Origin of the sequence: Microbacterium laevaniformans (genome assembly GCF_016907555.1) — a bacterium.
GTDB lineage: Bacteria > Actinomycetota > Actinomycetes > Actinomycetales > Microbacteriaceae > Microbacterium > Microbacterium laevaniformans.
Genome location: NZ_JAFBCE010000001.1, coordinates 2,017,298 through 2,037,335 on the forward strand (window position 1 = coordinate 2,017,298; position 20,038 = coordinate 2,037,335).

The window sequence follows — 20,038 nt, forward strand, 5'->3', positions numbered from 1 at the left end:
TGCTCAGCGGCGCCGGGAGAGCCGCGGCATCCGCGGGATCGATGCGGTGCGCCCGGCGTCGGGCGGGACGATGACCTCCTGCGCTGCCGCGATCCGCCCCTCGTCCACCGCGACGGTCAGATCGGCCTCGACCGGAACCGTGCGCTTGACGTACGCGAGGGCGATCGGCCCCTCCTCGAAGTGGCGTGCGACGGAGGTCACCGCGCCGACCGCCTCGTCGCCGAGGAAGACCTCGGCTCCACTCACCGGCAGGTCGGCGTCGCTGCCATCCAGCTGCAGGGCGACGAGCCGGCGCGGCGGATGACCGAGGTTGTGCACCTTCGCGACCGTCTCCTGACCGCGGTAGCAGCCCTTGTCCAGGTGCACCGCGGTGCGCAGCCAGTCGGCCTCGTGCGGCAGCGCCCGTCCGTCGGCCTCGGTCGCGGCGCGAGGACGCCAGGCGGCGACGCGGACGGCATCGACGGCCATCCATCCGGCGACGGGCTGATCACCGGATGCCGCGGCCTCGGCGAGGCGGGACGCCGCATCGACCGGCACGATCGCCTCCGCCCAGTCGTACGACTCCCCCGGGTGCGGGTCGGCGGGAGCGTATCCCCACCCGCCGGTGCCGACCGCAGGCCACGGGTCGTGCCAGATCGCGAGCGGGTCGAGCGCAGCAACCGCTTGCGCGGTGCCGCCGATAACGCGCACCTCCTCCGAAAGGTCCTGCGGCTCTACCCGCAACCGGAACCGCATGCGACTGAGCCACGTCACGAGCGCCGCGGAGCGGGACCGATCGACGATCAGCCACGTGCGCTCACCGTCGTCCACGACTCCCGCGGCGTGTTCGACGTGGCCCTGCGGGTCGAGCACGAGCAGCTCGGTGCTGGTGCCCGGTGCGAGCGCCGTGAGCGCCTGCGAGGTGATGGAATCCAGCCAGCTGAGGCGGTCGACACCGTCGACCGCGACCACGACCCGGTCTTCGAGGGGCGCAAGTGCCCGTCCGGCGATGAGATCGCGCTGTTCACGCGCGGGCGCGGCCACATGCACCAGCCCACGCTCGTCGATGACGGCACCGGGAACGACGGTGAACGCGCTGGCGACGGCGGCAGGACGGGGCGCCTCGGACATGCTCACTCGGCCCGCGCCAGTCGTGCCGACGCGTGCGAACCGAGCTCGCCGCCGAGCGCGGCGATGTCCCACGCCCAGAGCAGGTGGCCGTCGACGAGGCCGTACATCCGGGTCGCCGCAGTGTAGACCTTCGCGCTGGCGGGGCGCACCACGGCATCCGTCGCCAGATCGATGCGTGGGCCGCGGACCTGCCCGACGTAGAGCTCGCTGATGCCGTCCGAGTGCACGATCGCCACCTCGAGATCGAAGCCGCCCTCCTCGTTGCGCAGCGACTCGACGTCGTCGGCCGTCCGCCCGGCGTCGCGTACCGCCGACGGCGGCAGCAGCGCCGGCCCGGGATCGGCCTGCCCGAGGGGGCGAGCCAGGCGCCAGTATCCGGTCTCCGCGACGAGGGGCGTGCGCGTCTCGTCGTCGGCGACGAACCATGCGCTCGCGGCGTAGTTCACGTAATCGCCGCCGTCGTGGCTGAAGCTCACCCGATGGGCGAACTCGCCGCGGAAGGCAACGCCGTCGGCCTCATAGTCGATGACGCCGGTGCCTTCCCAGACACCGAGCAGCCACGAGAGCGGAACGAGATCGGCCGGCAGGTCGGTCGGCAGGTCGATCATGCCGATCAGCGCTGGCCGCGGTAGAGGTTCTTGATCACGACACCCGACACGAAGACGATCGCGAGCGAGGCGAGCGCGAGCAACCCGACGAAGAAGAGTTCGAGCGCGAGCAGGTCCATGTCCTCACTCTACCGTCACGCGAACATGCTGGAGAGTCCGAGACCGAGCCCGATCAGGCCCATGATCACGAACGCGCCGAGGGTACTCAGCGCCATCCGGCGCACGAAGCCCTGCGAGTGTCCCTGAACCAACTGCACGACGAAGGCGAGGATGAGGCAGGCGGCCATGCCCACCGGCATCCATGCGGCGCGCCACTCGCCCGGAGCGACGACGCCGATCACGATCGCGATCACCGCGCCAGCGGCCCAGACTCCGACGATGCCGCCGTACTCGGCGCGGGGCGCCAATCCGGGAAGCGTCATCCTCCCATTGTCACCGACGCGCGCACTCCGCGCACGTCGGCCGAGCCACCCGCGCACGGCGCCCGTGCGAGCGGGTTCTAAGATGGGGGCACGGTTCGGGGGCATCCGAACCGGAAGGGACCCCCATTGGCTCAGCTTCTCGTCTTGAGTTCCGCCCCGGGCGGGGGCCCCGTCCTGCCTGCGCTCGAGCTGCTCAGCCATCGCGTCCGGCAGATTCTCGCCGAGCCGGCCCAGCTCGTGAACGCGCCGAGCTCGGATGTCATCTTCGTCGACGCCCGTGCCGACCTGGTCGGGGCGAAGTCGCTGTGCAAGATCCTCAACACGACGGGCCTGGACGCACCGCTGGTGCTCGTCGTGACCGAGGGGGGCCTCACGGCGGTGTCGACGGACTGGGGCATCGACGACGTGATCCTGGTCGGTGCCGGCCCCGCCGAGGTCGACGCGCGCATCCGGCTGGCGGTCGGACGCCAATCCGCATCACAGGTCTCCAGCCGCATCCAGACCTCTGGCATCACGATCGATGAGTCGTCCTACTCGGCCAAGGTGCACGGCAAGCCGCTGGATCTCACCTACAAGGAGTTCCAGCTGCTCCACTTCTTCGCGACGCATCCCTCGCGCGTGTTCACGCGCGAGCAGCTGCTGAGCGAGGTGTGGGGTTACGACTACTTCGGGGGCACGAGGACGGTCGACGTGCACGTACGACGCCTGCGCGCCAAACTCGGAGACCTCGAGCAGCTCATCGGCACGGTCCGCAACGTGGGTTACCGCTTCAACGTCTACGAGGACGACCAGATCCCCTCACCGCATGAGGCCTCTTCGGCGTGATGACGGCGCAGCCAGCGCCGCGCAACGCCGTGGTTAACGCGTCGGTCACCTGGCCCTGACATGATGAGGGAATGATCGACACCGACGTTCTGGACACCGGACTGGGCGACGAGGACGACGACGACTTCGACGAGATGGTCGAAGACGGCGACGCCCAGCTCCCCGAGCACCGCTACATGGATCGCGAGCTCAGTTGGCTCGCCTTCAACCAGCGCGTGCTGGAGCTCGCGGAGGACCCGTCGCTGCCCGTGCTGGAGCGCAGCAACTTCCTGGCGATCTTCGCCAGCAACCTGGACGAGTTCTTCATGGTGCGCGTGGCCGGCCTCAAGCGCCGCATCGTGACCGGCCTCGCGGTGCCGACCAACGTCGGTCGCGCCCCCCAAGACGTGCTCGCCGACATCTCCGACGCTGCCCACGCCCTGCAGCTGCGTCAGGCGAACGCCTGGCTCGGGATGGTCCAGCCCGCACTCGCCGAGGCGGGCATCGAGGTCGTCTCCTGGGACGACCTGTCGGTCGATGACCGCAACGAGCTCTCCGAGTACTTCCAGTCCCAGGTGTTCCCGGTGCTGATGCCGCTCGCGGTGGACCCGGCGCACCCTTTCCCCTACATCTCCGGACTCTCGCTGAACCTCGCGATCCGCATCCGCAACGCGAAGACGGGTCGTCAGGAGTTCGCGCGCCTGAAGGTGCCGCCCATGCTCCCGCGCTTCGTCGCCGTGCCGGGAGACGCCGGACGGGCGCGATACCTGCCGCTCGAGCAACTCATCGCCAACCATCTGGGCGACCTGTTCCCGGGGATGGAGATCCTCGAGCACCACACGTTCCGCCTCACCCGCAACGAGGACGTGGTGATCGAGGAGGACGAGACCGAGAACCTCATCCAGGCGCTCGAGGCCGAGCTGCTGCGACGCCGGTTCGGCCCGCCGATCCGTCTCGAAGTCACCGAGGACATGGACGACGTCACCCTCGACCTGCTGATCGCCGAACTCGACATCACCGAGCAGGAGGTCTACCGCCTCCCCGGCCCACTCGACCTGCGGGGTCTGTTCGACCTGTCTCGCATCGACCGTCCAGAGCTGCACTATCCGGCGCACGTGCCGACCACGGCTCCGGCCTTCCAGCCCGCCGAACAGAACGGGCGCGCCGATCTGTTCGCCGCGATCCGCAAGGGCGACGTGCTCGTGCACCACCCGTACGAGTCGTTCACCACGAGCGTCGTGAGCTTCCTCGAGCAGGCCGCGCGCGACCCGCACGTGCTCGCCATCAAGCAGACGCTCTACCGCACGTCCGGTGACAGCCCGATCGTTCAGGCGCTGATCGATGCCGCCGAACGCGGCAAGCAGGTGCTCGCCCTCGTCGAGGTGAAGGCTCGCTTCGACGAGGCGGCCAACATCGTCTGGGCGCGCAAGCTCGAGAAGGCGGGTGTGCACGTCGTCTACGGCTTGGTGGGGTTGAAGACGCACTGCAAGCTGCTGCACGTCATCCGCGAGGAAGACGGCATGCTGCGCAGCTACAGCCACATCGGCACGGGCAACTACAACCCGAAGACCAGTCGCATCTACGAGGACTTCGGCCTGTTCACCGCCGACGAGCAGGTGGGCCGCGATCTCACGCGCCTGTTCAACGAGCTCAGCGGCTACGCGATCGAGAAGAAGTTCAAGCGCCTGCTGGTGGCTCCCCTGCACCTGCGCAAGGGGCTGCTGCGCCAGATCGAGAACGAGCGCCGCCACGCGCTCGAGGGAAAGCCGGCACACATCCGCATCAAGGTCAACTCGATGGTGGACGAGCAGATCATCGATGCGCTCTATCGGGCGAGCCAGGCCGGTGTCCGCGTCGACGTCTGGGTGCGCGGCATCTGCTCGCTGAAGGTCGGACTGCCCGGCGTGAGCGACAACATCACCGTGCGCTCGATCCTGGGCCGCTACCTCGAGCACTCGCGCATCTTCGCGTTCGCCGGCGCCGGCGATCCTCAGGTGTTCATCGGCAGTGCCGACATGATGCACCGCAACCTCGACCGGCGCGTCGAAGCGCTCGTGCGCGTCGTCGCGCCGGCGCAGATCAAGGAGCTCGTCGACCTGTTCGATCTCGCGATGAGCGCTGAGACGAGTTCGTGGCACCTCGAGGACAGCGGCGAGTGGAAACGCCACAGCACGGATGCCGACGGCAAGCCGCTCATCGATCTGCAGGACCGCACGATGGCGCAGGTGCAGCGCCGTCGTCGCGCGCGGGCGGTGCGATGACCGACACCGCCGTCTACGCGGCCGGTGGCGTGGTGTGGCGCGTGGTCGACGGCAAGCTCCGCGTGCTGGTCATCCATCGCACGGCCTACGCCGACGTCACGATCCCCAAAGGCAAGGTCGATCCCGGAGAGAGCCTCGCCGAGACCGCCGTGCGCGAGATCTTCGAGGAGACCGGAATCCGCGTGGCCCTCGGCATCCCCGTCGGCGTCTCGCGATATCACATGCCCAACAAGCGGCAGAAGATCGTGCACTACTGGTCTGCCGAGGCGACGGATGCCGCGATCCGCACCTCCGCGTTCGTGCCCAACAAGGAGATCGCCGCCATCGAGTGGCTTTCGCCGAAGAAGGCGCTCGCGAAGCTGTCGTATCCCGTCGACGTCGAGATCATGGAGCAGTTCCTGCGCTACGTCGACGACGGTGTGCTGCAGACGTTCCCCATCGTCGTGCTGCGCCATGCCCGGGCCCTCCCCCGTGAGGACTGGGACGGCTCCGACGCGGCGCGACCGCTCACGGCCCGCGGGACGAAACAGGCGGCGGCCTCCGTCGGGCCGCTTCGCGCCTTCGGCGTGCGCAAGATCGTTTCCAGCGACGCCGTCCGGTGCGTGACCACGGTCACCCCGCTCGCGGCGGCGATCGGCAAGGACATTCACCGCACCTCGGCGCTCAGCCAGGACGCCTGGGAGGACGGCACGGCGGACGTCCGCTCGGTCATCGGACGCCGTGTACGCTCGCGCAAGCCCGCGGTGCTGTGCAGTCACGGACCGGTGCTCCCCGGCATCCTGTCCGAACTGGCCCTCGCGACCGGAACCCTGCACGGCTCGTACTTGGGCAGCGCGTCCGCGCTCGAGACGGGCGCCTTCTCGGTGGTGCACCTGTCGGCGACGAACCCGGGCTCGGGCATCATCGCGATCGAGACGCACGAGCCGAAGCTGTAGATCGTGGAGGGGCTCCGCCTCGCGTGGGCGCCGGCCCCCTCCTCGCGCGACGGCCGACGGGCGGTTGCGTGGGGGCTGATCCGCGACCTTCTGCGCGCGGAAGCGGTGACGGAGGTGCGGCTGACGAACCCGTGTCCGCAGTGCGGGGGCCCGCATGGCCCGGTGCGGGTGGAGGATGCCGCGTGGCGAGCGGGGGTGACGTACGCCGGGCGCTTCGCTGTGGTCGGCGTTGTTCCGGGCGCCGGTGGGGGCTTCGCCGTCGACGCGGAACCACTCCACGACACGGTCCGCGAAGCCGCCGGCGGCGTCCCGGGTGGGGTGCGCCGGTGGGTGAGGGTCGAGGCCGCGCTCAAGGCCGTCGGCACGGCACTGCGGATCGACGCGGCATCCGTCAGGCTCGAGGAGTCAGCCGACGGGGCTCGCTGGTTCGCCGGTGTTCCCGGGGTGGCGACGACCGTTCACGGCGTGGATCTCGACGGCCCGCCGGGGATCCTCCTGTCTGCCGCGGTAGTCGACACCGTGGTCGACACGATGGTCGACACGGCGTCGATGAGCGCCAGATGAGGCGGGGGTGTCGGTCTCGTGACCGCTACGGGCGCGGCAGCGGGGGCAGCTCGACGCGATCGAGCCACGGCGTGAAGACGTCGTCGAGATCGCGGCCGGCGACGCGGGCGGCCAGCGCGCGGAAGTCGTCGGTCGTCGCGAGGCCGTGCCGATAGGTCGCCACCCATTCGTGCAGCACCCGTGTGAACACCGCGGTGCCGAGGGCGCATCGCAGGGCATACAGGGTGAGGGCGCCGCGCTTGTAGACCCGGTCGTCGAACATGAGGTCCGGACCCGGGTCGGACAGCACGAGGTCCTGCGGCAGCGCCCGCAGACGAGCGTGGTGCTTCGCCGCCTTCTCGGCGACGCTCGCCGCGCCGGAGCGCTCGAACCAGAGCCACTCAGCGAAGCAGGCGAAGCCCTCGTTGAGCCAGATGTCCTGCCAGCGGCCGATGCCGACGCTGTTGCCGAACCACTGGTGGGCGAGCTCGTGCGCGATCAGCCGCTGCTCGTCGGGGACCAGATGGTTGCTGCCGAAGACCGCGAGCCCCTGCGCCTCGAGCGGGATCTCCAGCTCGTCCGGTGTCACGACAAGTGTGCAGGCTTCCTGCGGATACGGCCCGAAGGAGTCGTCGAACAGTGCCAGCATGCGCGGAACGTCGGCGAACGCCCGCGTCACGTCGCGGCGCAGTTGTGCCGGAGCGAACACCCGCACACCCTCGCCGCCTTCGAGCGCAGTCTGCTCGTAGGGGCCGACGTGCACCGCGACGAGGTACGTGGCCACGGGCACGGTCGACTCGGAGGTCACCGTGACCCGACCGCCCGTCGTCGTCGTGCCGGTCGGGTGGCCGGTGAGGACCGGCAGGTACCCGGCATCCGTCGTCACCGACAGACGCATCGGCGCGCGCGCGTCGGGGCGGTCGTTGCAGGGGAACCACGTTGGAGCACCGGTCGGCTGCGACGCCACCAGGGCGCCGTCCTCGAGCTCCTCCCACCCGATCGTGCCCCAGCGGGAACGACGCGGTGCGGGCGCGCCGGCATAGACGATCTCGATGGAGAACCGCTCCCCCGGCTGCAGCCGATGCGGCAGCGTGACCCGCAGCTTCCGCGGGCCCTGCGAGAACCGGGTGCGCCGATCGCCGTCGACCCGCACCCTCGTCGCACGCAGGCCCACGAGGTCGACACTCACGGCCGACACCGCGGTCGCCGCCACGGCGTTGATCGTCGTTCGCCCCTCGAGACGATTGGTGCGCACGCGATAGTCGATCGCCACGTCATAGGAGTCGACGTCGAACGACGGGTCACCGCTCTCGGGCGCGTACGGGTCGTGCCCGCTCACGAGGTCGACTGGTAGGCGCGCACCTTGACCGCGTGCCAGGGTCCGATGGGGTTTCCGCTCCAGCGCGAGCCGACGGGCACCGTCTCGCCCCGCATCACCAGGGATGCCGGTCCCACGGTCGCATGCGCGCCGATGCTGGCCGCCGGCAGGATGACGCTGTGGGGCCCGAGGGTGGCCCCGGCCTCGAGTTCGACGGTGTCCATGCTCATGATTCGATCATGGAACAGGTGCGTCTGCACAACGCATCCCCGGTTGACCGTCGACCCGTCGCCCAGGGTGACGAGGTCGGGCTCCGGCAACCAGTAGCTGTCACACCAGACGCCGCGCCCGATGGTCGAGCCCAGCGACCGCAGCCAGACCGCGAGGGCCGGCGTCCCGGCGGCGGCGCGCGCGAACCAGGGAGCTGCGACCATCTCGGTGAAGGTGTCGGACACCTCGGTGCGCCAGACGAAGCTCGACCACAGCGGCTGCTCGCCGGCACGGATGGGGCCGACGATCAGCCACTTCGCCGCTGTCGAGACCCCGGCGGCGACGGCGCCCGCGGCCAGCATGACGATGCCCGACAGCAGAATCGCACCGCCGAGACCGACGGCGTCGATCAGCGCTGCCAGGGCGAAGACGACGAGCACGCCCAACGCACAGGTGACGACGACCGGCACGACGCGTCCCAGCTCCCACAGCGCGCGAGCGACGCGCAGGCGCGCCGGCGGCTGATACGTGCGCGTCTCGTCGCCCTCGGCGGTGCGTCGCCGAAGGCGTACGGCGGGCGAGCCCAGCCAGGATGAGCCCGGTTTGGCCTTCGCCGGCGCAGCCGAGAGCACCGCGACCAGCCCGTCCCGGGGAACGCGGTGTCCGGGCGCGGCCATGCCGGAGTTGCCGAGGAAGGCGCGCTTGCCGATGCGCACCGGGCCGAGGCGCATCCAGCCGCCGTGCAGCTCGTACGACGCGACCATGGTGTCGTCGGCGAGGAAGGCGCCGTCTTCGATGCGCGTCAGCGACGGAAGTAGCAGCACGGTGGAGGCTTCGACATCGCGACCGACCTGCGCGCCGAGCAGGCGCAGCCATACGGGCGTGAACAGGCTCGAGTACAGCGGGAACAGGATCGTTCGCGCCGAGTCCAGCAGGCGCTCGATCGTCCATGCCTGCCAGCCGACGCGGCTGCGCACCGGGTGCACGCCCTCGTTCAGCCCGATCGACAGCACGCGAACCGTCACGACGACGACACCGGCGAAGACGACACCCGCGACCAGCACACCGGGAACAAGCCACACCAGCGCCCCGCCCAGCGCCTCGAGGAGCGACGCCGCACCCTGGATGCCGCGGGCGACGACGAGCGCGCCCGCAGCGAACGCCACCAGCGGCAGGAGCGCCAGAGCGATCGCGGAGGCGGCGTATGCCCAGAGCCAGCGGGTGGGAGCGGGGGCCCGCTCGACGGGCCACTGCGCGGATGTGCCACCCACGCGCACCGCGGGAGAGCCCGCCCACGTCTGGTCGGCGCGCACCCGTCCGAACACCGCCGACCCGGGTGCGATCTCGGCGCGGCGACCGATCCGGGTGCCGGGAGCGAGCGTGCTGCGCGAACCCACGGTGGCCCCGGCGCCGATACGGATGGCACCGATGCGCACGACGTCACCATCGATCCAGTACCCCGACAGATCGACCTCGGGCTCGATGGCGGCGCCGTCTCCGATCTCGAGCATCCCGGTGATGGGCGGCAGCGCATGCAGGTCGACGCCCGTGCCGATGCGCGCGCCGAGGGCGCGGGCGTAGTAGCTCACCCACGGCGCTCCGGCGAGACCCACGGCATCCACCTGATCGGCGATCTGCTCAGCCAGCCACAACCGGATATGCACCCAGCCGCCGCGCGGATAATCACCCGGTCGCACGCCGCGCAACAGCAGTCGGGCGCACGCCGCCGCGATCGCCATGCGCCCGAACGGCGTTGCGAACACGAGCAGCCCGACCAGGACGATCACGAGCGGCGCTTCGGGCAAGACGTCGAATCCGGGGAAGAGCCGCAAGACGGCCGAGGCGGTGAGCAGGTAGAGCATCCACCGGATGCCGGAGAGGATGAACAGCGGCACCGCCAGCAGCGTCTGCGCCCACTGCGCCCGTCGCGGCGTCGGCTCCGGACGGTGGAAGCCGGCAGCGGCATCCTCCTGCAGACCGGTGCCGAGGGCTTTGGCCATCGCCCCCAGCCGGGGTACGTCGTAGATGTCGGCGACGGAGAACTCGGGCACGCGCGTGCGGATGCGTGACACCAGCTGCGCCGCGGCGAGCGATCCGCCGCCGAGGTCGAAGAAGTCGGCCTTGCGATCGATGACCGGCATGCCGAGCACGGCCTGCCACTGCTGGGCCAGCCACGCCTCCCCCGGCGAGAGATCGGATGCCGGAAGCTCCACGTTCGGCAGCGGCCACGGCAGGGCCGCACGGTCGACCTTGCCCGACGTGCGCACGGGCAGGTCGTCGACGACGGCCAGCAGCGGCACCATGGGAGCCGGCAGCCGCGCGGCCAGATCCGCCCGCGCCGCGAGACGATCGAAATCCGCAGGCGCCGCGAGGTAGCCGACGAGCACGGGCACCCCGGCCTCGGTGGTGCGAACGGCGGCCGCGGCGCCGGTCACGCCCGGCAGATCCTGCAGGGCGGCCTCCACCTCGCCGAGCTCGATGCGTCGCCCGCCGACCTTCACCTGATCGTCGGCGCGGCCCTGGAAGACGAGGCCGTCGGGCTCGAAGCGGACGAGGTCGCCGGAACGGTAGGCGCGGTCCCAGCCGAGCGTCGGGAACGGGGCGTACTTCTCGGCATCCTTCGCGGGATCGAGGTAACGTGCCAGTCCCACACCGCCGATGATCAGCTCGCCGACGCCACCCTCGCCGACCGGCTGCCCGTCACCGTCGACCACCGCGAGCAGCCACCCGTCCAGCGGCAGGCCGATGCGAACCGGCACCGACCCGTCGAGCGGAGCCGCGCACGCCACGACCGTCGCTTCGGTCGGGCCGTACGTGTTCCACACCTCGCGTCCGTCGGCGACCAGGCGCGCGGCGAGCTCGGGCGGACATGCCTCGCCGCCGAAGATGAGCAAACGTACGTTCTCGATGGACTCCGCCGGCCACATCGCGGCCAGCGTGGGCACCGTGGACACGACAGTGATGCTCTGGCGCAGCAACCACGGCGCGAGATCCTCGCCGGAGCGCACCAGCGACCGCGGCGCCGGAACGAGACACGCACCGTGACGCCACGCGAGCCACATCTCCTCGCATGAGGCGTCGAAGGCCACGGACAGTCCGGCGAGCACGCGGTCGTCGGGTCCCAGCGGCGCATGGGGAACGAACAGACGAGCCTCGGCATCCACGAAGGCGGCCGCCGCGCGGTGGGTGACCGCAACGCCCTTGGGCACGCCCGTGGAGCCGGACGTGAAGATGATCCAGGCGTCGTCGTCGACGTTCGGCGGAGGCACCGCCACGATCGCCTGTGTCGCGGGGTGCGGCGCCTCGCCGTCGAACAGTCCCTCGTCGAGGACGGCTTCTCCGGATGCCGGGGCGTACGTGCCCGTCCCGGTGATGACGCCGCGCACGGCCGCTTCGCCGAACACGAGCCGTGCACGTTCGTCGGGGTCGTCCGCGTCGACGGGCACGTACGCCGCACCGGCGGCGAGGACGCCGAGGATCGCGATGTACAGCTCTTTCGAACCCGACGGCATCCGCACCCCGACGCGATCGCCGCGTCGAACGCCCGCTTCATGCAGGCGCGCCGCGGTCGCGCCCACCCGTGCCAGCATCTCGCGATAGCTCAGGGCGCCCGAACCGTCGTCGATCGCGGAGGCTTCGGGAAACGCGCGCGCCGTGGCACGCAACACGTCCAGCAGCGTGCGGGCCGGAGCCGCGGCCTCCGCCCGACCGAGGAGCGCCCGGGGCGAATCGTCCACGTCAGGAGAGCAGTTCGATCAGCTGTGCCTTCGTCAGGCGTGAGTAGCCCGTTCGTCCGGCGGAGCGTGCGCTTTCGCGCAGCTGCACGACGGTGAGGGCGCTCAGGTCCGCGTCGTCATCCGTGGGCTGCGGCGCGCCCGTGTCCGCGGGAGCGTCGAGCTCGGCGGCGAGCGCCTCATCGGCCGCATGCGCGTCGAGCTCGGCGCGCGCGGCAGCGGCCTCCGCGCGGCGTGCGGCCTTCTTGAGCGCCTTCGCCTCGGCTGCCTCCGCCGCGGCGCGCGCAGCGGAACTCTCCGCCTCCTGGGCCGCACGGCGCGCCTCGGCACGCAGCCGCGCCTTGCGATCGGCGGCGGCGACGGCCTTCGCAACGGCGCGTTCCAGGCGCCGCACCGCGCGTTCCGCGTGCTTCGTCACCGTGCGGGGCTTGCGGCGCAGCTTCTTCTTCGACACATCGGCGGCGTCGCGCGCCTCGTCGATGTACTCCTCGAGCCCGGCCGCCAGCCTCTTCGGGAGGTTCTTGGCCGTCTTGGCCGCCGTCTTGGCCGCCGCGGACGCGTCGGTGATGGCTTCGCGCGCGGCGCGTTCGCTCTTGCTTGTCGTACCCATGGCCCACATCGTAGGGGTGCCATGTGAACCGCCGGGGAACCGGTGCCCTCCGGCCCGCGCCCCGCACACGATCGCTCACGATCGTTAACCTCTCGTTCACCTCTGCACCGCCGGCCGGTAAGAGTGCCTGTCTAGCGTCGGGGCGTGCCCTGCACCGGGCCCGCATTTCCCACACAACGTGAAGGATTCACAGTGAAGCTCACCCGTATCTCCCAGCTGGGCGCCATCGCGGCCGTCGCCGCCCTCGCCCTCACGGGCTGCGCGTCGTCCGGCAGCAACACGCCGGCCGAGAGCGCGAGCCCGACCGCCACCAGCTCGGATGTCGCCTTCCAGATCGACCCCAGCCTCAGCGGCACCATCACCGCCGGCGGATCGAGCGCACAGTCCAACGCGCAGCAGGCCTGGACGACCGCGTACAACGCGACCGCCAAGAACGTGAAGATCAACTACGACAAGTCGCAGGGCTCGGGCGGCGGCGTCACGAACTTCCTCAGCGGCGCGTACGACTTCGCCGGTTCGGACTCGCCCCTCAACGCCGACCAGACGGCGCAGTCGAAGGCGCTGTGCACCGACGGCGGCATCAACATCCCGATCTACCTCGACGGTGTCGCGATCATCTTCAACATCCCGGGCGTCACCTCGCTCAAGCTCAGCGGTGAGACGATCGCCAAGATCTTCGCGCTGCAGATCACCGACTGGTCCGACCCGGCCATCACGAAGGACAACGGCACGGCTCTGCCGGCCGGCGCGATCACCACGGTCGCCCGTTCGGACGGCTCCGGCACGACCCAGAACTTCACCAACTACCTCGCCGCGACGCAGTCGTCGGTGTGGACCTTCCCGGCGGGCAAGGACTGGCCGGTCCAGGGCAACGTGTCCAAGCAGAAGGGCGGCTCCGGCGTCGTCGAGGCCGTCAAGGCGGGCTCCGGCACCATCGGCTACGCCGACCACTCCGCGATCGGTTCGCTCAACGCGGCCTCGATCGTCACCAACGGCACGGCCCTCGCCTTCAGCGGCGAGGCCGTCTCGAAGACGTTCGACGTCGCCGCGGTCGACAACTCCAACGGCGTCCCCGGCGACCTGTCGAAGAAGTTCGACTACACCAAGCTGACCGCCGACGCCTACCCGATCCCGCTGGTCTCCTACGCGGTCGTCTGCTCCACGTTCAAGGACGCCAAGCAGGCCGAGCTCGTCAAGTCGTACCTCGGCTTCGTGACCAGCTCGCTCGGCCAGTCGGTCGCCGAGAAGAACGCCGGCTCCGCGCCGCTGCCGGACTCCGTCCTCGCGGCCGCCGCGAAGACCCTCGCCGCGATCAAGTAACACCTCGTCCCGGTCCGGTCTGCGCGGCTCACGCTGCGCAGACCGGACCTGGCTGAGCAGGGTCGTCGATCCGCGATCGACGACCCTGCTGAGTCGGACACACACCCGGACTCAGCGATCCCGACCCGAGGAGAACACATGACCCTGCCCGACCCGGAGGGCCGTCATGGCTGACGTCAAGACCGCACCCGCGCACAAGCCGGCATCCAACATCGTCGGCAAGCGTCGCGCCGGCGACTCGGTGTTCCTGGGTCTGTCGACCGCGGCCGCCGTGTCGATCATGATCATCCTCGCGGGCGTCGCGATCTTCCTCATCCTCAAGGGCCTTCCGGCCATCACCGCCAACTGGTCGCAGGGCGATCTCGCCGGATACCAGAACGCCGACTGGTCCAGCTTCTGGGACTACGTCGCACCGCTGCTGTGGGGAAGCATCTGGGCTGCTCTGATCGCCATGGTCCTCGGCACACCTGTCGCCATCGGCATCGCCCTGTTCATCTCGCACTACGCACCGCGACGCATCGCCGGGTTGCTCGGCTACATCATCGACCTGCTCGCCGCCGTGCCCTCCATCGTCTTCGGCCTCTGGGGCATCATCGTGATGCGCCCGCTGCTGCTGCCGCTCGCCGACTTCCTCAACCAGTACTTCGGCTGGATCCCCCTGTTCCGGGGTCCGGTGTCCAGCACCGGCTCCACGATGCTCGCCGGTGGGGTCGTGCTCGCCGTGATGATCCTTCCGATCGTCACCTCCATCACGCGCGAGATCTTCCTGCAGACGCCGCGTCTGCACGAGGAGGCGGCCCTCGCCCTCGGCGCGACGCGATGGGAGATGGTGCGCCTCGCGGTGCTCCCCTACGCCCGCAGCGGCATGGTCTCGGCCACACTGCTCGGGCTCGGCCGTGCGCTGGGTGAGACGATGGCGATCGCCCTGATCGTCTCGCCGAGCCTCATCTTCTCGGTGGCCCTGCTCACCGACGGCTACAACTCGCAGACGATCGCCGCCAACATCGCGCTCAACTTCCCGATCGCCACCGACCTGCAGCGCTCCGCGCTGATCGGCACCGGTCTGATGCTGTTCGTCATCTCCCTCGCCGTGAACATGCTGGCCCGCTACATCATCGCGGCCACGGGGCCCGGCGCGAAGGGCCGCAAGAGAGGAAAGCGCTCGTGAGCGAGCTCACCACCCCCGTGGCCACGACCTCCACGCCGCCGCTGTCGCTCACCAGCGGTCAGCTCCCGCGGTTCATCGAGCCCATCGTGCTCGTCGTCTCCCTCGCGGTTATCGCCGCCCTGCAGCTCGTGCTCGGCGGCTTCAACGTCGCGACCTGGCTCATCCTCAGCGCGATCGTCTACCTGCTCGCCATCGGCGTGTTCTCGGCGATCGTCGAAGGCAGGCGCAAGTCGACCGACCGCGTCGTGCGCGGCCTGGTCACCGTGGCCTTCGTCCTGGCCGTGGCACCGCTCATCTCGACGCTGTGGACCGTGTTCTCCAAGGGCATGGGCGTCATGTCGTGGGACTTCATCACCAAGGTGGGCGGGACGGCGTTCGACCCCAACACCCTGGCCGTCGTCTCGACCCCTGGCGCGCTGCAGGCCATCGTCGGAACGCTGATCATCACGGGGATCGCGGCGCTGATCTCGGTGCCGATCGGCATCCTCGCGGCGGTCTACCTCGTCGAGTACGCGCAGCCGAAGAACCCTCTGCGGCGCACGATCACGTTCCTGGTCGACGTGATGACGGGCATTCCCTCGATCGTCGCCGGTCTGTTCGCCTTCTCGCTCTTCGCCCTGATCGTCGGCCCCAAGGCGTTCAGCGGCTTCTCGGCATCCATCGCCCTGTCGGTGCTGATGATCCCGATCGTGATCCGCTCCACCGAGGAGATGCTGCGCCTGGTGCCGACCGACCTCCGGGAGGCGTCGTTCGCTCTCGGGGTGCCGCGCTCGATCACGATCATCAAGGTCGTGCTGCGTACCGCTGCCAGCGGCATCATCACCGGCGTCGTCCTCGCCGTGGCCCGTGTCATCGGCGAGACCGCGCCGATCTTCATTGCCGCGAGCTTCACCGACAACTTCAACTCCGACCCGTTCAACGGTGCGATGCAGACCCTGCCGGTCATGGCCTACACGGCCTACAGTTTCCCGGGCCAGGACATCGACGCCTCTCAGGCCCAGGCCTGGGGCGCGGCGCTGCTGCTGGTCATCCTCGTCGTCATCTTCAACCTGATCGCCCGGATCGTCGCGATGGTCTTCGCGCCGAAGGCACGCTAAGCAAGGAAGGCCCCTGTGTCCAAGCGCATCGAAGTCGAAAACCTCAACGTCTACTACGGCGATTTCCTCGCCGTCGAGGGCGTCTCCATGGACATCGAGCCCCGCGCCGTGACGGCGTTCATCGGGCCGTCCGGCTGCGGCAAGTCCACGTTCCTCCGCACGCTCAACCGCATGCACGAGGTCATCCCGGGCGCCCACGTCGAGGGCAAGGTCCTCGTCGACGGCGACGACCTCTACGGCGCCGGTGTCGACCCCGTGCTCGTGCGCCGCCATGTCGGGATGGTCTTCCAGCGTCCCAACCCGTTCCCCACGATGTCGATCAAGGAGAACGTGCTGGCGGGCGTCAAGCTCAACAACAAGCGCATCTCCAAGAGCGACGCGGATGCCCTCGTCGAGCGCTCGCTGCAGGGCGCGAACCTCTGGAACGAGGTCAAGGACCGTCTCGACAAGCCCGGTGCGGGCCTGTCGGGCGGCCAGCAGCAGCGCCTGTGCATCGCGCGCGCGATCGCGGTCTCCCCCGACGTGCTGCTGATGGACGAGCCGTGCTCGGCCCTGGACCCGATCTCGACATTCGCGATCGAGGAGCTCATCCAGGAGCTGAAGACCGACTACACGATCGTCATCGTCACCCACAACATGCAGCAGGCCTCGCGTGTGTCCGACAAGACGGCGTTCTTCAACATCGCCGGTACCGGCAAGCCCGGCAAGCTCATCGAGTACGACAACACCGACACCATCTTCACGGCCCCGTCCGTGCAGGCGACCGAGGACTACGTCTCCGGCCGCTTCGGCTGAGTCGCCCGGCGGAGAACGGCCACCGCAACCGAACTGCAAGGGTTTCGCAACGACACGCCGCGCGCGGCGGCATCCGCCCGGCGTGTCGCCTGACGGGCCTTGCCGTTCGGCACGCGGCGACCGTCGGCAACTCGTCCTGCACAGGCCGTGCGGTGTGCGTATTTGTCCACGGATGCCGAGAACCGAGCGGTCATGCGCGTGCGAACTGTGCAGGGTGTCGCCATGTGCGATGCGTCCCAGGCCGTCTTCACTACCGGCGCTCTCCTGCGCTGCGGCTTGTCGCGAAGCCAGTTGCGACAACACATCAGCGCGGGTACGTTCCACCGATGCCGCCGAGGCGTCTACACGACTGTCGCTGCCTGCGACGCTGCACGAGACATAGGCGCCCACGGCGGACGGTTCGCCTGCGTCACTGCGGCTCGGCACCTGGGGCTCTGGGTTCTGACCGACGATGCGCGGACGCACGTGTGGCTCTGCGACGGACAGCGGACCTACCATCCCCGCGGATGCGGCTGTGTCGAACACTGGGATGACGGCCCCCTCGGACGCGCCGGGACGAGCGCGTCCGTGCCGCGCGTCCTGCTGCAGATCCAGCGATGCCACGGCGTCGAAGAGTTCTTCGTCGTGCTCGAATCGGCGCTGCGACTCGGCCTCATCGATGACGATGGTCGGCGATGGCTGCACGAGCGGGTCGATGCCGCGGGGCGCGAAGCTCTCGCCCTCGCCCGTAACGATGCCGACAGCGGGCTGGAGTCGCTGCTGCGCTGGCGCCTTCGCCGCCTCGACCTGCGGGTGCAGACCCAGCGCACTGTCGTGGGCGTCGGGCGGGTCGACCTGCTGATCGGGGACCGACTTCTCATCGAAGCGGATGGCGTCGACAATCACGATGGTCCGTCGCACCGCCATAAGGACCTCGTGCGCGATGCCAACGCGGCCGCCTGGGGCCTGGTGACGTTGCGATTCGACTATGCCCTCATCGTGCACGACTGGGATCTCGTCGAAGCCGCGATCGTCGGCATGCTCGCGACGCTCGCGCAGGCGCCCCGGGTCACCATCTGACGCCCGCCTCCCCGCCGCCGCTGCGCTCCTCGCCTTCTCCCCTCGCGACGCAACTGCAAGGCGCAGACCTCGACACGCCGGTCACCGCAGGTCACCGCCGGCGTGTCGCCGCCGACGCCTCGCAGTTCGGCATCCGTCATGCCGCGGGGGCCGCGGGGGACGCGGGGGACGCGGGGGCGTCAGTCGCGCGGGCTCAGGAGGTACGCGTTCATGGATGCCGTGAGGGCGGCATCCCCCGCGAGTTCGCGCTCGTCGACCGCCGTGACCGGCGCGGCGAGGCGCACGCTCGACACGAGCCACGCGGCGTCGGCCGTCTGCAGTTCCGATACGGGGATCGTCTCGTAGCCGGTCTCGAATCCGCGCGCCTCGAGGTGCTCGAACAGGCTGAGCTGCGTGGTCCCATGCAGGATGCCGGCGTTCGGCGCCGGCGTGACGAAGGTGTTGCCGCGGCGGAGGATCAGCGAGGCGGTCGGCGCTTCGAGCACGAAGCCGTCGCTCGTGGTGAAGATCGCGTCGTCCGCGCCGCGGCGGTGCGCTTCGCGCAGAGCCGCCATGTTCACGGCGTACGACAGCGTCTTCGCTCCCAGCAGCAGCCACGGGGCCCGGGCGGGGGCGTCGAGCGCATACCCGCGACCGAGGGTGACCACGCGGATGCCGCGCGTGCGCGCCGTCGAGAAATCAGCGGCAGGCGCCGCGGTCACCCACGCGGTGGGCGTCGGGCCGTGCTCGATGCCCCGACTCAGGATGAGCTTGATGACCGCCTCGCCTGCACCGCATGCGGCGGCGGCCAGCGCGACCGCCTGGCGCCACTGCTCGAGGTGGGGATGCGGCAGGTCGCACAGCACGGCCGAATGCGCGAGGCGCGCCAGGTGGGCTTCGACCTCCTGGGCGTGACCGTCGACGACGCCGATCGATTCGAAGATGCCGTCGCCGCGCTGCGTGCTGAGCTCGCCGACCGTCAGCGCCGGAGCGGCCGGGTCGACCTCGGTGAACGTCGCCGCGAAATCGTTGCGGGAATCACCGCTGTCGGCGGGGTCGATCATCAACGCGAAGTGCCAGGCCATGACCCGAGCCTAGACCGCGGGAATAGCCCGAAGGGACGGTCCGTTACACTGGAACAGCCGGGCCGCAGTAACCCCGGGCTCCATCTTTCGCCGCTCCGAGCGGCCTCGCGCCGAGAGGCGTTCTGCGGCCCGGCACTTCTCTGCCCGGACGTCCGAACGCTCCGTTTCGACTCGTCACTGCGCTCCTCGCTCAACGACCGGGTGAGGCGCCCGCCCCCGGTCACTGCGCTCCTCGCTCAACGATCGAAGATGCGCGACAGGCTCCCGGTCGTTGAGCGAGCGCAGCGAGTCGAAACGCCCCACGCGACGCCGCACGCCCGGTCAGGTCAGCGCGTCGCGCCGCCACAGCCCGGCGCACGCCGTGAGATCGCCCGCGTAGGTGTCCAGACGCAGCGCCCGGGTGGTGAACGTACTCGCACGGTTCGGTTCGGTGTCGTCGTAGTCGTCGGCGAGGTCCGCGGCGCCGGCGGCCTCGACGCGGCAGAACGAGGCGGCGCGTTCCAGGGCGACGGCGAAGTCGCCGGTGAACACGCCGCGCAGGATCTCGTCGACCAGCGTCATCAGCTCCTCCGGCCCGGCCGGTGTCGGAGCTCCCGCGACGACATCGTCGACCGAGTGCAGCACCGTGCGCCCCCGCTCGTACAGCAGGGCGGCGGTCGCGGCATCGTCGCGCACCATCAGCTGCAGCAGGTAGAGACGCCACAGCGTCCCGGGCAGCGACTTCGCCGGGGAGTGCGACCACAGCTCAGCGACGGTCTCGAGGCCGTGGGCGTCGGTGAACGTGATCAACCGCTCGACGACGGCATCCGTGGGCTCGTCGCGCACGCGCGTGATCAAGGCGGATGCCGTGGCGTGCGCGATCCGCGACACGTCGGCCGGGTCGGTGGAGCCGAACCGACGGTCGAACGTGTCCGCCGGCCGATGGACGGGGCGGTGATAGTCCCGGGGCTCGTCGCTCATCGTTCCAGGCTACCGGCGGC

17 protein-coding genes are annotated in these 20,038 nt (G+C 70.0%); 9 read left to right on the top strand and 8 right to left on the bottom strand.

From position 1 onward, the window contains the following. Positions 1-3 precede the first annotated feature (3 nt). The 3 genes from ygfZ to JOE53_RS09630 all read right to left on the bottom strand — a co-directional run bounded on the left by ygfZ (position 4) and on the right by JOE53_RS09630 (position 2,140). Positions 4-1,110 (bottom strand): CAF17-like 4Fe-4S cluster assembly/insertion protein YgfZ, encoded by a 1,107-nt coding sequence (gene ygfZ, locus JOE53_RS09620; protein WP_204948217.1) that lies wholly within the window; start codon positions 1,108-1,110, stop codon positions 4-6. Between the two features lie 2 nt (positions 1,111-1,112). After that, complete coding sequence (locus tag JOE53_RS09625; protein ID WP_204947530.1) at positions 1,113-1,718, bottom strand: nitrobindin family protein; 606 nt, start codon at positions 1,716-1,718, stop codon at positions 1,113-1,115. Positions 1,719-1,852: 134 nt separating this feature from the next. Further along, the gene (locus tag JOE53_RS09630) at positions 1,853-2,140 is read right to left on the bottom strand and encodes a hypothetical protein (protein ID WP_204947531.1); all 288 of its coding nucleotides are present in this window, start codon (positions 2,138-2,140) and stop codon (positions 1,853-1,855) included. Positions 2,141-2,266: 126 nt separating this feature from the next. On the opposite strand from JOE53_RS09630, the gene JOE53_RS09635 reads away from it, so the two are divergent. The 4 genes from JOE53_RS09635 (at position 2,267) to JOE53_RS09650 (ending at position 6,704) form a co-directional block, all read left to right on the top strand. After that, positions 2,267-2,965 (top strand): response regulator transcription factor, encoded by a 699-nt coding sequence (locus tag JOE53_RS09635; RefSeq protein ID WP_204947532.1) that lies wholly within the window; start codon positions 2,267-2,269, stop codon positions 2,963-2,965. Between the two features lie 71 nt (positions 2,966-3,036). Further along, entirely contained in the window at positions 3,037-5,205 is a 2,169-nt protein-coding gene (locus tag JOE53_RS09640) for an RNA degradosome polyphosphate kinase (RefSeq protein ID WP_036315351.1), read from the top strand. Then, positions 5,202-6,140 (top strand): NUDIX hydrolase, encoded by a 939-nt coding sequence (locus tag JOE53_RS09645; RefSeq protein ID WP_204947533.1) that lies wholly within the window; start codon positions 5,202-5,204, stop codon positions 6,138-6,140. The genes JOE53_RS09640 and JOE53_RS09645 overlap by 4 nt, the downstream gene beginning before the upstream one ends. Positions 6,141-6,143: 3 nt before the next feature. Further along, positions 6,144-6,704, top strand: a complete 561-nt coding sequence (locus JOE53_RS09650) for a chemotaxis protein CheY (protein ID WP_204947534.1) — start codon at positions 6,144-6,146, stop codon at positions 6,702-6,704. Positions 6,705-6,729: 25 nt separating this feature from the next. Here the strand turns inward: JOE53_RS09650 and JOE53_RS09655 are convergent, their stop codons facing one another. From JOE53_RS09655 to JOE53_RS09665, 3 genes are read right to left on the bottom strand one after another with little or no spacing between them, the layout of a single operon-like run. Beyond that, the gene (locus tag JOE53_RS09655; RefSeq protein ID WP_204947535.1) at positions 6,730-8,022 is read right to left on the bottom strand and encodes a M1 family metallopeptidase; all 1,293 of its coding nucleotides are present in this window, start codon (positions 8,020-8,022) and stop codon (positions 6,730-6,732) included. Beyond that, on the bottom strand, positions 8,019-11,948 hold the full coding sequence (locus tag JOE53_RS09660; protein WP_204947536.1) for a Pls/PosA family non-ribosomal peptide synthetase: 3,930 nt from the start codon (positions 11,946-11,948) through the stop codon (positions 8,019-8,021). Before JOE53_RS09660 ends, JOE53_RS09655 begins: the two co-directional genes overlap by 4 nt. A gap of 1 nt (position 11,949) precedes the next feature. After that, positions 11,950-12,555 (bottom strand): hypothetical protein, encoded by a 606-nt coding sequence (locus tag JOE53_RS09665; protein WP_233449538.1) that lies wholly within the window; start codon positions 12,553-12,555, stop codon positions 11,950-11,952. A gap of 192 nt (positions 12,556-12,747) precedes the next feature. Between JOE53_RS09665 and JOE53_RS09670 the strand changes: the two genes are divergently transcribed. The 5 genes from JOE53_RS09670 to JOE53_RS14770 all read left to right on the top strand — a co-directional run bounded on the left by JOE53_RS09670 (position 12,748) and on the right by JOE53_RS14770 (position 17,994). Beyond that, a complete protein-coding gene (locus JOE53_RS09670; RefSeq protein ID WP_204947538.1) occupies positions 12,748-13,875 on the top strand; it encodes a phosphate ABC transporter substrate-binding protein PstS in 1,128 nt (375 codons plus the stop codon). A 166-nt stretch (positions 13,876-14,041) separates the two neighbouring features. After that, positions 14,042-15,043, top strand: a complete 1,002-nt coding sequence (gene pstC, locus JOE53_RS09675; protein ID WP_036286347.1) for a phosphate ABC transporter permease subunit PstC — start codon at positions 14,042-14,044, stop codon at positions 15,041-15,043. Then, positions 15,040-16,140: a phosphate ABC transporter permease PstA gene (pstA, locus tag JOE53_RS09680; RefSeq protein WP_204947539.1), complete on the top strand. Its 1,101-nt coding sequence runs from the start codon at positions 15,040-15,042 to the stop codon at positions 16,138-16,140. The genes pstC and pstA overlap by 4 nt, the downstream gene beginning before the upstream one ends. Positions 16,141-16,155: 15 nt before the next feature. Next, a complete protein-coding gene (gene pstB, locus JOE53_RS09685) occupies positions 16,156-16,935 on the top strand; it encodes a phosphate ABC transporter ATP-binding protein PstB (protein WP_039411779.1) in 780 nt (259 codons plus the stop codon). A gap of 567 nt (positions 16,936-17,502) precedes the next feature. Continuing rightward, entirely contained in the window at positions 17,503-17,994 is a 492-nt protein-coding gene (locus JOE53_RS14770) for a DUF559 domain-containing protein (RefSeq protein ID WP_233449539.1), read from the top strand. Between the two features lie 179 nt (positions 17,995-18,173). On the opposite strand, the gene JOE53_RS09695 is transcribed toward JOE53_RS14770, so the two are convergent. Next, complete coding sequence (locus JOE53_RS09695) at positions 18,174-19,058, bottom strand: aminodeoxychorismate lyase (protein ID WP_204947541.1); 885 nt, start codon at positions 19,056-19,058, stop codon at positions 18,174-18,176. A 321-nt stretch (positions 19,059-19,379) separates the two neighbouring features. After that, complete coding sequence (locus tag JOE53_RS09700; RefSeq protein WP_016464476.1) at positions 19,380-20,018, bottom strand: hypothetical protein; 639 nt, start codon at positions 20,016-20,018, stop codon at positions 19,380-19,382. Positions 20,019-20,038 lie beyond the last annotated feature (20 nt).